We start from the raw sequence: 12,713 nt of genomic DNA, 5'->3' as shown, positions 1-12,713 counted from the left end.
TAGGCTGCCTGCCCGTGAGCTCCAAGACGAGTGTCCTCGAACCGCTGCGCGTCCGTGTCCGTCGCTTCCAGTTCATCATGGGACTGGGGTTCATCGCGCTCATCGCGGGGTCGATTCTGAGCGTGGCGTTGACGCTCCGGCTGAGCGTGCGCATCCAGGCGGTGCCCGTGGGCGTGCTGCGGTTGGCGCTGGCGGTGCTGCTGGAGAACCTGTGGGTGCTCGGGGTGTTGCCGGTGCTGTGCTACGGCGCCGCGCGGGTGATGGAGCTGCGTCCGTGGACCACGGCGGGCGGCGCGGCGCTCACGGGCGCGGTCTTCCTGAACGCGATGGCCTTCATCCAGAGTGGCGTGTACGGGCTGTGGGCCGGGGATGTCGGCTCGCTGTTCAGCCTGGCGGCCTTCGCCGGAGGTGTCGTGCTCAGCGCGCGCGCGGTGATGATGGGCCGGGGCGCCGCGGCACAGCAGTCGGTGAAAACCCAGGCCAAGGCAGAGGAGCGCAAGTCCGAGTACGACGAGTTTCTCCGCGCGGCGGAGCAGGGCGGGGCGCGGCTGGAGCAGCGGGAAGCCCAGTCCACTGCCGTGGCTGGAGACGCGCTCACGGGCGCGGCTCACGCTGCGCCGGTCCCTCCCGAGGCGGCTCAGCCGCCCGCCGGCGATGCGAACGCCGCTGCATCGCAGGCGCAGGACCCTGGTGGCGCGGAGCCCATCACGGCGGAGGGGACAGGCGCCGCGCAGGCGCAGCCCACTGGCGCTTCGGAGTCCGACATCAAGGTGGACAAGGCGCCCTCGGCCTGAGTCCGCGCGGGCGGAGGGCCTTCACGCTACTCGCCGGACTCGGCCTCGCGGACGACGAGCACGTCGCACTTCGCCTCACGAATGAGGTCCGTCGCGACGCTGCCGAGCAAGGCGAACGCCACCCCGGTGCGCGCCCGGGTGCCCAGCGCCAGCAGGTCCGCGCCCTGGTCGTCCACGAACTCGAGGACGATGGAGCGTGAGCCGCCGTTCTCCATCACCAGGTGGTACGGGATGTCGACCGCGTCGAGCTCCTGCTGCAACGCCTTGAGCTTGCGCTCCGCGGACGCCTTGAACGTCTGCTGGTAGTGCTTGTGCTCCTTCGTCGTCAGCCCGGGGAACACCGCGTACTCCAGCGGCACGTCATACGCGTGCACCAGCGTCAGCTCGGAGCCGGGCGTCATCAGCGAGGGAACGAAGCTCGCCGCGCGCTTGGACGTCTCGTCCGCGTCCACGGCCACCACGGGCCGGAGGTAGGGCCCAGGGGCGCGGCGGTTGACGATGAGCACGGGCAAATCGCCACCGCGGATGACGTTCTCCGCAGTGGAGCCCAGGAACATGTTGCGCAGCGGCTTGTCGCCATGCCGGCCCAGGACGATGAGCTCCGCGCCAAAGGCACGGGCCCGCCGCAGGATGGCCTCCACGGGCTTTCCTCGCGCGATGCGTGTCTCGACGGTGGCGGAGCGGCCCTCGGCACGCAGCGCCTTGCGCAGCCGCTCGGCGACCCGCTCCAGCTCGCGCGCGGTGGCCTGGAGCGCGCGGGTGCCCAGCTCCGCGGGCATGCGGCTGGGGAGGGCGTGTGTCACCAGCACCTTCGCGCCGTCCGCGAGTGGCAGGTGTCCAGCCCTGCCCACCGCGTGGGTGCTCGCCTCCGAGAAGTCCGTGGCGAGCAGCACTCTGCGAAGTCGCCGCGGGAACGCCTGCTTTCGTGGTCTCACCCGCGAGAATCTAGCAGGCTGTCTCGTGCCGACGGAACGCGCCGCGTTCTCCAGGGACGCGGCGGTGGAGGCCCCTCCAAGGATGTTGCCCAGGTGACCTCGCATGGCATGGGCGTTGCTCAAAGACACGCCCCATGAGTCAAGAAGCCATGCCTCCCAGCTCCGGTTCGCTCGGACCGCTTGCCTTGGCCTTGTCGGGTGGGGGCTACCGCGCGGCGGCCTTCCACCTGGGGGCCCTGCGGCTCCTGGACACGGTGGGGCTGCTGCCTGATGTGGTCGGCCTGTCCACCGTGTCCGGAGGCACCCTTACGGGGATGGCGTGGGTGACGAGCCAACTGGAGGGCAAGCCATTCCACGCGTTCCACGCCAGCTACTCCCGCTACCTGAAGCAGACGAACGTCATCGCCGAGGCCCTGACGGGGCTGACGTCGAACCGCGACCACGGCAGCCAGTCCTGGGCCAGCCTCATCCGCTCCGCCGCGGACCTCTACGCGCGGCCCGACTTCCTGGGAGACCGGCGGCTGGGAGAGATCCTGGACTCGGACCGCGTGCAGCTGCGGGAAGCCATCTTCAACACCACCGAGTTCCACACCGGCCTGGACTTCCGCTTCCGCCGCGGCGACAAGCCCGGCGCGTTGCTGGGCAACAACGCCTACCGGCTGCCGCGCACCGTGGGCCAGCACATCCGGCTGGCGGACATCACGGCCGCGTCGTCATGCTTCCCCGGCGGCTTTGAACCGCTGGTGTTCCCCCAGCAGTTCCACTGGCCCCAGGACTTCCCGCTCGACTCGGCGGAGAAGGAGCTGGGAGCGAAGTTCCAGGGCGGCCTGCCGCTGATGGATGGCGGCATCTACGACAACCAGGGCATCGACAGCCTGATGCTGGCGTACGCCGCCTCCGAATCCCCGCCCACGCTCATCATCTCCGACGTGAGCACGCAGAGCCCCCGGATGTACGACGTCCCGGAGAACCCGACGAAGCGCGGCTGGGTGACGCTGAACGGTGTCTCGTGGATGGCGTACGGGCTGTTCGCGTTGACGCTGGCCTCCGCGGCCATCCTCGCGTGGCGCGGCTTCGAGACGGCCAGCCAGGGCAGGTGGGCGCCTCGCGACTCCTTCCTGTACCTCATCCCCGGCGTGCTGACCGCGGCGGTCGCCACGTCGCTGGTCTGGGCGCGGGGACGGCTCAACGACGTCATGGCGCTGCTCAAGCGGCAGATGGACCTGGATGTCTGGCCTTCGTTCAAGCAGCTCACGGTGCTGGAGTTCGCGCAGATGCTCGTCCTGCGCGGCACGTCCCTGTTGGCGCTGACGTCGCAGGTGTTCATGAAGCGCGTGCGCGGGCTGGTGTTCAGCCAGCTGTATCAGGACAGCCGCTTCAAGGACCGGCGCGTGTCCAACCTCATCACCGCGCTCACGGTGGACCGGCCTCACCTGTTCGCGAAGCACCCCTGGCTCAAGCCCGGCCCGCACCTGGTGGCCCTGGGCACGCAGGCCTGCCAGATGCCCACCACGCTCTGGTTCACGGACGACAGCCAGTTCACCGTCGTGGAGTCCGCGGGCGCGGCGACCCTCTGCTACGTGCTGCTGCGCCACCTCATCGAACACCACGCCGGCCAATACGAAGGCCCGGGCCAGCCGCTCAACGCCCTCTACGAACGGCTGCGCCAGGAGTGGGCGATGCTCAACCAGGAGCGCGCCCAGCCCCAGGTCCAGCAGCCCGTGGCCGCCTGAGGTCCCGGGTGAATCAGGCGCTCGCGGCGCTCGCGGGAGCCCCCTCGTCCGCCGGGACGTGGCTCTCGGCGGCGTCCGCGGCGGCGATGCGGTCATCCAGCTCCGCGGTCAGCCGCTCGAAGGACTCCTTGCCAATGGTGGCGGACTGGTAGGCCTTGAGCAGCGAGGCCTTCTCCACCATCAGGACGCGGCGGATGGCCTCCTGGTGCTCCTCTTCGTGGAAGCGCGTCGACTGCTGCTTGAGCGCGGCCAGCTCCTTCTCCGCGATGGACTCCTTCTCCTGGTAGTCCTTCTCCAATCGCGCCGCGACGTCTCCCGGAATCTCCCGGGTGCGGCGCATGCCCTCCAGCGCGGCCAGCGCCGCGTGGATGGTGCCCAGGCGGCCTCGGGCCAGCTCGTACTGCTCCTGGAACTCGTCCTTGAGGCCGGTGATGCGCAGCTTGCGCAGCAGCGGCGCCATGGTGAGGCCCTGGAAGACGATGGAGAGCACCACCACGCCGAACGTCATGTTCACCAGCAGCTCGCGGTGCGCAAAGTCGGACGGAAGACCGAGCACCAGCACCATGGAGATGGCGCCGCGCAGGCCGCTCCAGGTGAGCACCGCGCTCCATGCCCACGGAATCCGCTCCGAGGTGAAGCGCAGCAGCGCGGACACGCCGTAGACGACCAGCGCCCGGGCCACCAGCACCACCACGTAGGCCACGAGGATGGGCTTCCACGACGCCAGCAGCGAGCCGAGGTGCACCTCCAGGCCGATGAGGAGGAACACCACGGAGTTGAGCGCGAAGGCCAGGTACTCCCAGAAGCTCGCCACCGCGATGCGGGTGGCGGGGCTCATGCCCTGGTGCGACGCCCAGTTGCCGCACAGCATGCCGGCCACCACCGTGGCAATCACACCCGAGTAGTGGAAGTGCTCGGCCACCACGAACGAGCCGTAGGCCGCGATGACGGTGAGGGTGATTTCCACCATCGCGTCGTCCACGCGCTTGATGACCTGGGAGACGGCGTAGCCCACCGCGCTGCCCACGAGCACGCCCATGCCGAAGACCTTGATGAAGTTGAACAGGGCGCCGCCCATCGTGAACTGGCTGCCGGTGGCCGTCGCCACGATGAGCGTGAAGAGCACGACCGCCGCGCCGTCGTTCAGCAGGCTCTCACCTTCCACCAGGAGCAGCAGCCGCTTGGGCGCGCCCAGGGATTTGAAGAGCGCGACCACGGCGATGGGGTCCGTGGACACGATGACGGAGGCGAACACCAGCGCGGACAGCATCCCGAAGCCCTGCACGAAGTGCAGCCCCTCCACCACCCGGGTGAGGAAGAAGGCCGTGAGGCCAGCCGCGGCGACGAGCCCGGGGATGGCCATGGCGTGGATGGCCAGCTTGTTCTTCCAGAACTTCCGGAACTCGACGTGGAAGGCCGCTTCGAAGAGCAGCCCTGGAAGGATGATGGCGAAGAGCAGATCCTTCGTGAGGTGCGGCGGCTCGAACGCCTTGAAGGCACCCAACAGCACACCCGCGACGACGAGCGCCACCGTATAGGGGAACTTGAAGTACCGCGCGGCGATGGCCACGGCGGTCGCGACGGCGAAAACCAGTACGAAGGCCAACTCGAAGTGCATGGTCCCTTACCTGTTTGAATCGAAGCGCCGGACCATAGCGCAGGTGCGCTGAGCAGCGCCGGGTGCCGCTCTCGGGGAAGGCATTGCGAAACGCCAGGGTGAGGCGGAATGCAAGGCGGCATCGCCCCGCCTGGCTGCTCTTGCCTTCCCGCGTGGGGCTTCCCAGCTTTGAGCCATGTCCAGGCACCCCCGCTCCAAGGGAGGACGGCTGAGCGCGGGTCTCAAGCTCATCGGGCCGCTCTGCGTCTCCGTTGGCTTGCTCGTGGGGCTGCGGCTGCTGGGGCCGCAGTATCTGGATCAACAGACGCTGTCGGGCTGGCTGCGGCCCCTGGGCGCGCTGGCGCCCCTGGCCTTCATCCTGCTCCTCGCGGTGCGCCCGGTGACGCTGCTGCCTGGGCAGCTCTTCACGGCGGTGGGCGGCATCCTCTTCGGCATGGCCGCGGGCACGGCCTATGCGCTCGTCGGGACGCTGCTGGCCACGGGGCTCATCCACTCCCTGGCGCGCGGGCTGGGCCGCAAGCCCATGCGGCGGCTGACGGGGGACAAGCACCCGCTGTTCCAGCGCGCGGCGCGCGAGCACGGCTTCCAGCTGGGCTTCCTGGCCTGCGTCAACTCGGTGATTCCGGCGGATGTGATGCTGGCGACGGCGTCCGCGTCAGGCGCCCGCTACGTCCCCCTGGCGCTGGGCGCCGTGGTGGGCACCGTCCCCGGGACGCTGCTGACGGCGCTCTTCGGCAGCTCGCTGGGGCAGGGGAAGACGTGGATGACGGCCGTGTCCGCCACCGGCATGGGGGTGAGCCTGCTGCTGGGGCTCGTCCTGGGACGCAAGCTGATGCGGCAGTTGCTCGCGAAGGAGGCGCCCCTCGCGAGTGGCGAGCCCGGGCGCGTGCGCCCAGGCCCGGGGGACGCGCGCCCTACGGGTAGCAGGCGGCCTGGCGCAGCGCCGTGTCTTCCGGCAGCCCCAGCGCGACGTTGAAGTTCTGCACCGCCTGGCCGGCCATGCCCTTCACCAGGTTGTCGAGCGCCGCCATGACGGCCACCGAGCGGCCCTTGGTGGCCACCGCGATGTCGCAGAAGTTGCTGCCGGCCACCGCGGCGATGCGCGGCGTGCCCTCCACGATGCGCACGAACCTGGAGCCCTCGTAGTAGCGGCGGTACTTCTCCATCAGCGACGCCGTCACCACCGCGCCGCCGTGCTCCGGCCACTCGAACTGCACGGTGGCGAAGATGCCGCGCACCATGGGCGCCGAGTGCGGCACGAAGGCCAGCCGGTGCCGCTGCGCGCCGTGGGCCACCAGCATGACCTCCACCTCGGCCTCGTGCTGGTGCTCCAGCGGCTTGTAGGCGCGGAAGTCGTGCGCGCGCGTCGGGTGGTGGGTGCCCTCACCGGGCAGCGAGCCGGAGCCGGACGAGCCCGTGACGCCGGACACCGCGAGCAGCCCCAGTCCCGGCGTGGAGGCGATGGGCAGGAGCGCCAACTGCACCGCCGTGGCGAAGCAGCCCGGGTTGGCGATGCGCTTCGCCGTCTTCACCGCGTCGCGCTTCCACTCGGTGAGGCCGTAGGTGAAGGTGCCCAGCAGCTCGGGGGACGGGTGGGGCCGGCCGTAGGCGCCCGCGTAGCGGCCCGGGTGGTCCAGGCGGAAGTCGGAGGACAGGTCCACCAGCAGCAGGCGCTCGGCGATGCCGACCTCCGCCCACTGCTTCTCCAGGCCCGCGAACTGCCGGGCCAGGTCGCCGTGGCCCAGCGCGCTGAAGACGACGGGCTGCTGGCAGTCCGCCAGCCACTTCCAGTCGGGCTCGCCCTCGAAGCGGCCCTCCACCAGCCCGCGCAGGTGCGGGTGGACCTTGTGGATGGGCTCGCCGGCGTGGTGCCGCGACACCGCGCGGATGCTGCCCACCGCCGGGTGGCCGGAGAGGATGCGCAAGAGCTCGCCGCCGCCGAAGCCGGAGGCACCCAGGATGTAGATGTTGACCTGCGTCATGACTTCCTCCCCGCGCCCAGCTTGGGGGCGAGCTTTTCCAGGATGAGTCCGCCCAGCGCCGCCGCGTCCGCGCGGGCGTTGCGGGCGGGGATGCCCACCACCTGCTCCACGAAGCGCACGCCCACCGCGTTGTCCGTGGCCGGCCCGGCCACCACGTCCACTTCGATGCCGTACGTCTCGCGCATGTGGCGCACGCCGCCGGACGCGCCCACCGGGTCGTTGGCGCACAGCACCCACGCGCCCGCCAGGCTCTTGAGCTCCGGGTCCGCGAGGATGCCCTGCACGCCGTACTCACCCATGATGCCGTCGCCCGTCTCCGCGACGATGACGTCCACGTTCTCCGCCGCCAGCTCGGAGAAGAGCACCCGCGCCACGCGCGCGCCCGTGCGGGGGCCCGTGCAGACGATGCCCGCGTCCGTGAAGTCCATCACCACGTCCGCGCCGGAGTCCTGCATGCTCAGCGTGTCGCGCATCAGCGACACCCCCGTCAGCTTGGCGCCGCCCACGCGGAAGCCCGCCTGCGCCAGCTTGCGCACCATGGCCGCCGCGGCGAACGTCTTGCCCGCGTTCATGCAGGTGCCCACCACGTAGACGACGGGGCACTTCACCGGCGCCGTCGTGCCCTTCAGCGCGCCGGAGGACACGTGCGCCGGCTGCCCGGTGCGCGACATCAGCTCCGGGAACTCCAGCACCTGGCCCAGCACCTCCGCCTCGAAGGGCAGGCCCACGCCGTGGTTGTGCGACGTGCACTTGCCGATGACGCCGCCCATGTTGAGCACGTGCAGCCGCTCGCCCACGGTGACGGACGCCGGCACCACGCCCTCGTAGCCGTGCAGCGCGTTGCGGTGGCCCAGCGCGCCCACGACGATGTCCCCGGCGTGCAGCGTCACCAGGCGCCCGTGCACGTCCTCGAGCTGGTTGTACGCGCTCTTCTCTCCGTGGATGCGCACGGCCACCACCGCGCCCTCCTCGGCCTTCACCTCGGACGCGAGGTGGACCGTCCGGCCCAGGCCGAGGTTGCGGGTGACGCTGCCTACCTTGTCGACGAAAACCTTCATGGCACCCTCACTTCGCGCGATGCGAGAGCATCTGCGCGACGCCGTACAGCTTGGCGAAGCCCGCGGCTTCCGAGCCGTTCCACAACACGTTGGCCTCTCCGTACGTCGCCACCTTCGCGTCCATCAGCGAGTGCGGCGAACGCACGCCCTCCACCACCTGCGTGCGCGGGTGCAGCACCAGCCGCACTTCACCCGTCACGCGCTCCTGCGACGAGGTGAGGAACGCCTCCAGGTCCTTCACCAGCGGGTCGAAGAAGTGGCCCTCGTGCAGCAGCGAGCCGTAGAGGTTGCCCATCGACTCCTTCCAGAAGAGCTGCTTGCCGGAGAGCACCAGCTTCTCCAGCTCGCGGTGCGCGGTGACGAGCAGGTGCGCCGCCGGCGCCTCGAAGCCCACGCGGCCCTTGATGCCCAGAATCGTGTCACCCAGGTGCACGCCCCGGCCGATGCCGTAGGTGCGCCCCAGCGCGTTGAGCGCCTCCACCAGCTTCACGGGGCCCAGCTTCTCGCCGTCCAGCGCCACCGGGACGCCCTTCTCGAAGGACACCGTGAGGGGACGGGGCTTCAAGTCCTGCGGCAGCTCGCCGCCGGGGAAGGCCTCCTCGGGCAGCGCCTTCCAGGAGTCCAGCGTCTCGCTGCCGCCCACGGAGGTGCCCCACATGCCCTCGTTGACGGAGTAGGCGCCCAGCTTCGGCGGCAGGTGGACGCCGCGCTCGGCCAGGTAGGACAGCTCCTGCTGCCGGCTCAGGGCCAGCGTGCGGATGGGCGTGAGCAGCTCCAGCTCCGGCGCCAGCGAGCGGAAGGCCACGTCGAAGCGCACCTGGTCATTGCCCGCGCCCGTGCTGCCGTGCGCCAGCGCCTGGGTGCCCTTCTCGCGCGCCACGCGGACGACTTCCACCGCCTGGCAGGCCCGCTCCGCGGACACGCTCAGGGGGTAGACCTGGCCGCGCAGCACGTTGCCCGCGATGAGGTAGCGCAGGTAGCCCTGGAAGAGCGTCTCGCGCGCGTCCACCGTCACGTGCTCCACCGCGCCCAGCTGCTTGGACAGCGCGGCGATGCGCTCCAACTGCTCGGGCGGGAAGCCGCCGGTGTCCACCGTGACGGTGGTGACGGCGTAGCCCTGCTCGCGCAGGTAGACGGCGCAGAAAGCGGTATCGAGTCCGCCGGAGAAGGCCAGCACCACGTTCTTCTTGTTGCTCATGATTCGCTCCTCACGGGGATGCCGTTCAGTCCGTCCAGACGCGCCCGGCGGCGTCGGCCACCGAGCGGTGCGTCTCATCGAGCCAGGCGCGCGAGGCGGCCAGCTCTTCCCGGGCCTGGGGCAGGCCCAGGTTGCCGGCGCCACCCAGGTGGGTGGCCGTCAGGGCGCCGCGGTCTGGATGGAACGTTCCTTCCACCAGTTCGCGGCCCACCTGCTTGTAGGCGTCACGGAAGGCCTGGCCCTGGGCCACCAGCGCATAGGCGTGGTGCGCCGCGTACAGCGTGTCGTCGCTGGCGCGCGCCGCCGCGTCCGCCTTCACCTGGAGCGCCGGCACCAGCCGGGTGAGCACGTCCAGCAGCTCCTTCGTGGAGCCCAGCGCCGTCAAGGTGGGGGACTTCAGCAGCTGGAAGTCGCGGTGGTAGCTGGAGGGCAGTCCGCCCGCGACGGCCTCCACCTGATGCGCCAGCCCGCGCAGCTCGCGGCAGCGGCCCCGGGCCAGCTCCACCACGTCCGGATTCTTCTTCTGCGGCATGATGGACGAGCCCGTGGTGTACGCGTCCGGCAGCCCGAGGAAGCCGAACTCGTCCATGCTGTAGAGCTGCACATCCCACAGCCACTTCTCCAGCGTGCCCGCCACCGAGCACGCCCAGCCCAGCACCGCGGACTCGTGACGGCCGCGTCCGTTCTGCACGTCGATGGGGCTGCGCTGCACGCGCGAGAAACCGAGCAGCGCGGCCACGTACTCCCGGTCGATGGGCAGCGGCACGCCGAAGCCCGCCGCCGCGCCCAGCGGGCAGCGGTCCAGCCGAGCCCACACGCCGCGCAGGGCCTCCAGCTCCTCCAGGAGCCCCTCCGCGAAGGCCATGCCCCACAGGCCGAAGGTGGACGGCATGGCGCGGCGCAGGTGCGTGTAGCCCGGCAGCGCCACGTCCTGGTGCGCCTGCGCGAAGTCCAGGAAGGCCCCCGCCAGCTCCGCCGCCCGCGCGCCCAGCGTGAGCACCTCCTCGCGCAGCAGCAGGCGCAGGGCCAGTTGCACCTGGTCGTTGCGAGAGCGCCCCAGGTGGATGCGCTTGCCCGGCTCGCCCACGCGCTCCACCAGCGCCGCCTCCAGGGCGGTGTGGCCGTCCTCCTGCTCGGGGCGGATGACGAACGCGCCCGCGCGGGCCTCGTCGTGCAGCGCCTTGAGCGCCGTCACCAGGGCCTCGGCCTCCGCGTCCTTCAGCAGGCCCGCGCGCGCCAGCATCCGCGCGTGCGCGGCCGAGCCGAGCGCGTCATGCGGCGCCAGCGCCAGGTCCACCACCGGGTCGTTGCCCACCGTGAAGCGGTGGATGGCCGCGTCCAGGGGAAGGCCCTTGCCCCACAGCGTGTCAGCCACGAGCCACCTCCTCGAAGTAACCCCGAACCAGTCGCGTGTAGAAGGCGGCGCCGGCTTCCAGCTCCGCCCGGGTGATGAACTCGTCCGCCAGGTGGCTGCGCAGCGTGTCGCCAGGGCCCACCTTCACCGCGGGGATATCCCCCAGGAAGGCCCAGTCCGACGCCGTGCTGGAGCCCACCGGCTGCGCGCCCGACGCGGCCACCGCCGCGCGGACGATGGGCTGCTCCGCTGGTGTCGCCTTCGGCAGGTAGCGCTCCGAATGGACCTTCACCTCGCTCTTCAGCGCGCCCGCCACCTGCCGGGCCACCATCGCGTGCTCCATGCCTGGCGTGGTGCGCAGGTCCACGAAGAACTCACACCGGTCCGGCACCTGGTTGCGCGCCAGGCCCCCCGACACCTGCGTCACCTGCGCCCGGGCCTCGCCCAGGAGCGGGTGGGGCGGAAAGCGCAGCTCGGCCAGCACCGCGATGTCCGTGGCCGCCAGGTGGATGGCGTTGACGGCCTCCGTGGCGTGCGCGTGCGCGACGTGCGCGCTCTTGCCGTGCGCCGTGCAGCGAAGCAACAGCATGCCGCGCTGGGCGGTGCAGGGCTTGAGGCTGGTGGGCTCGCCGACGATGGCGGCGTCCAGCGGGCCCAGCCTTGGCAGCAGCGTCCCCAGTCCCTGGCCTCCCGTCTCTTCCTCCGCGGTGAACGCGAACACGACCTCCGCGCCCATGGGCGCGCCTTCGGCGAGCAGCGCCTTCGCGGCGAGCAGCATCCCCGTCACGCAGCCCTTGGCGTCGTTGCTGCCCAGGCCGTACAGGCGGTCCTCGCGCCACACGGGCGCGTGGGGCTCGTACGTCCACCCGGCGCACGGCTTCACCGTGTCCAGGTGCGAGTTGACGAGCAGCCGGCGCGGCCCGCTCCCCACGGAGAACCACACGTTGTGGCCCTGCCGCTGGACGCGCGCGCCCCAGCCCTCCGCCCACCCGGACACGGTGTCCGCGATGCGGCCCTCGTCACCTGACACGCTGGGGATGGCCACCAGCGCCTGGAGCAGCTCCGCCGCCGTCATCCCACCGACCCCGCGGGCTTCTGGGCGTTCTCCCGGACGACCATGGTGCCGCTGCCCTCGTTGGTGAAGACCTCCTCCAGGAGCGCGTTGGGCTGCACGCCGCTGACCAGGTGCACGCTGCCCACGCCGCCCACGAGCGCGTGGCGGATGGCGTGCGCCTTGGGCTTCATGCCGCCCGCGATGGCGCCGGTGCTCTCCATGGTGCCCAGGTCCGTGAGGTTGGCCAGCGTGACGAGCGACGACGGGTCGCTCACGTTCCTCAGCAGGCCCGGCACCTGGACCAGGAAGAAGAGCTTCTCGGCGGACAGCGCCACCGCCAGCGCCGCGGCCACGGTGTCCGCGTTGGTGTTGTACACGGCGCCGTCAGCGCCACCCGAGAGGGGCGCGATGACGGGCACGTAGTCGGCCGAGCGCAGGTGCTCCACCACGCGGGTGTCCACCTGCTCGATGTCACCCACCAGGCCGTAGTCCACCAGCCTGCCTTCGGTGGCCCCGGCCTCCGTCACCATGACGGGCGGGCGCTTGCGCGCCTTGATGAGGCCCGCGTCCACGCCGCTCAGGCCCACCGCGGGCACGCCCGCCGCCTGGAGGTCCGCCAGCAGGTCCGTGTGCAGCTTGCCCGCGAGCACCATCTTCGCCGCGTCCAGCACGGGCGCGGAGGTGACGCGGCGGCCCGCCACCTTCTCCACCGGCAGGTGGAGGGCGTCACACAGCGTGTCCAGCTCCGGACCGCCGCCGTGCACCACGACGGGGCGGATGGAGAAGGTCCACAGCAGGGCAATCTGCTCGCAGGCGGCGCGGCGCAGCCGCGGGTCGCTCAGCATGGCGCCGCCGAGCTTCACCACGAACGTCTTGCGGCGGAACTGCTGCACGTACTTCGCCGCGTTGCGAAGCGCGGAGTAGGGGTCGGGCGAAAGGGGCACGTGAGACCTCGAAGTCAGGAAAGGAAGTATGCGGAGGGACCGC

General features: G+C 71.0%; 11 protein-coding genes. 3 read left to right on the top strand and 8 right to left on the bottom strand.

Translation table 11 applies throughout. From position 1 onward, the window contains the following. Nucleotides 1-14: 14 nt before the first annotated feature. The gene (locus HV824_RS07800) at nucleotides 15-794 is read left to right on the top strand and encodes a hypothetical protein (protein WP_176422999.1); all 780 of its coding nucleotides are present in this window, start codon (nucleotides 15-17) and stop codon (nucleotides 792-794) included. Between the two features lie 26 nt (nucleotides 795-820). Here the strand turns inward: HV824_RS07800 and HV824_RS07795 are convergent, their stop codons facing one another. Further along, nucleotides 821-1,687 (bottom strand): universal stress protein, encoded by an 867-nt coding sequence (locus tag HV824_RS07795; RefSeq protein WP_368738035.1) that lies wholly within the window; start codon nucleotides 1,685-1,687, stop codon nucleotides 821-823. A 191-nt stretch (nucleotides 1,688-1,878) separates the two neighbouring features. Between HV824_RS07795 and HV824_RS07790 the strand changes: the two genes are divergently transcribed. Further along, on the top strand, nucleotides 1,879-3,462 hold the full coding sequence (locus HV824_RS07790; protein ID WP_255207844.1) for a patatin-like phospholipase family protein: 1,584 nt from the start codon (nucleotides 1,879-1,881) through the stop codon (nucleotides 3,460-3,462). Nucleotides 3,463-3,475: 13 nt separating this feature from the next. Here the strand turns inward: HV824_RS07790 and HV824_RS07785 are convergent, their stop codons facing one another. Continuing rightward, nucleotides 3,476-5,080, bottom strand: a complete 1,605-nt coding sequence (locus tag HV824_RS07785) for a Na+/H+ antiporter (protein WP_176417910.1) — start codon at nucleotides 5,078-5,080, stop codon at nucleotides 3,476-3,478. Nucleotides 5,081-5,255: 175 nt separating this feature from the next. On the opposite strand from HV824_RS07785, the gene HV824_RS07780 reads away from it, so the two are divergent. Then, on the top strand, nucleotides 5,256-6,056 hold the full coding sequence (locus HV824_RS07780) for a TVP38/TMEM64 family protein (RefSeq protein ID WP_176417909.1): 801 nt from the start codon (nucleotides 5,256-5,258) through the stop codon (nucleotides 6,054-6,056). On the opposite strand, the gene argC is transcribed toward HV824_RS07780, so the two are convergent. Genes argC through argB form a run of 6 tightly spaced genes read right to left on the bottom strand, consistent with a single transcriptional unit; the run spans nucleotide 5,995 to nucleotide 12,670 of the window. After that, the gene (argC, locus tag HV824_RS07775; protein WP_176417908.1) at nucleotides 5,995-7,062 is read right to left on the bottom strand and encodes an N-acetyl-gamma-glutamyl-phosphate reductase; all 1,068 of its coding nucleotides are present in this window, start codon (nucleotides 7,060-7,062) and stop codon (nucleotides 5,995-5,997) included. The two genes, HV824_RS07780 and argC, sit on opposite strands and share 62 nt — an antisense overlap. Beyond that, the gene (locus HV824_RS07770) at nucleotides 7,059-8,120 is read right to left on the bottom strand and encodes a hypothetical protein (protein WP_176417907.1); all 1,062 of its coding nucleotides are present in this window, start codon (nucleotides 8,118-8,120) and stop codon (nucleotides 7,059-7,061) included. Before HV824_RS07770 ends, argC begins: the two co-directional genes overlap by 4 nt. Nucleotides 8,121-8,127: 7 nt before the next feature. Beyond that, nucleotides 8,128-9,318, bottom strand: a complete 1,191-nt coding sequence (gene argG, locus HV824_RS07765; RefSeq protein WP_176417906.1) for an argininosuccinate synthase — start codon at nucleotides 9,316-9,318, stop codon at nucleotides 8,128-8,130. Between the two features lie 25 nt (nucleotides 9,319-9,343). Next, nucleotides 9,344-10,693 carry an argininosuccinate lyase gene (gene argH, locus HV824_RS07760; protein WP_176417905.1) on the bottom strand — a complete coding sequence of 450 codons (1,350 nt, stop codon included), beginning with the start codon at nucleotides 10,691-10,693 and terminating at the stop codon, nucleotides 9,344-9,346. Then, complete coding sequence (locus HV824_RS07755; RefSeq protein ID WP_176422997.1) at nucleotides 10,686-11,747, bottom strand: M20/M25/M40 family metallo-hydrolase; 1,062 nt, start codon at nucleotides 11,745-11,747, stop codon at nucleotides 10,686-10,688. Before HV824_RS07755 ends, argH begins: the two co-directional genes overlap by 8 nt. Beyond that, on the bottom strand, nucleotides 11,744-12,670 hold the full coding sequence (gene argB / locus HV824_RS07750) for an acetylglutamate kinase (RefSeq protein WP_176417903.1): 927 nt from the start codon (nucleotides 12,668-12,670) through the stop codon (nucleotides 11,744-11,746). The genes HV824_RS07755 and argB overlap by 4 nt, the downstream gene beginning before the upstream one ends. Nucleotides 12,671-12,713 lie beyond the last annotated feature (43 nt).

The sequence above is a fragment of the Myxococcus sp. AM009 genome, from assembly GCF_013372605.1.
GTDB classification, from domain to species: Bacteria; Myxococcota; Myxococcia; order Myxococcales; family Myxococcaceae; genus Myxococcus; species Myxococcus vastator.
Note: the sequence above shows the minus strand (reverse complement) of the source record. Positions and strands in the feature narration are given on the sequence as shown.

Bases quoted from the DNA above. Each gene is read 5' to 3' on its own strand.
- HV824_RS07770 (WP_176417907.1), bottom strand. From the start codon at position 8,120: ATGAAGGTTTTCGTCGACAAGGTAGGCAGCGTCACCCGCAACCTCGGC.
- HV824_RS07780 (WP_176417909.1), top strand. From the start codon at position 5,256: ATGTCCAGGCACCCCCGCTCCAAGGGAGGACGGCTGAGCGCGGGTCTC.
- argG (WP_176417906.1), bottom strand. From the start codon at position 9,318: ATGAGCAACAAGAAGAACGTGGTGCTGGCCTTCTCCGGCGGACTCGAT.
- HV824_RS07785 (WP_176417910.1), bottom strand. From the start codon at position 5,080: ATGCACTTCGAGTTGGCCTTCGTACTGGTTTTCGCCGTCGCGACCGCC.
- HV824_RS07790 (WP_255207844.1), top strand. From the start codon at position 1,879: ATGCCTCCCAGCTCCGGTTCGCTCGGACCGCTTGCCTTGGCCTTGTCG.
- argC (WP_176417908.1), bottom strand. From the start codon at position 7,062: ATGACGCAGGTCAACATCTACATCCTGGGTGCCTCCGGCTTCGGCGGC.
- HV824_RS07755 (WP_176422997.1), bottom strand. From the start codon at position 11,747: ATGACGGCGGCGGAGCTGCTCCAGGCGCTGGTGGCCATCCCCAGCGTG.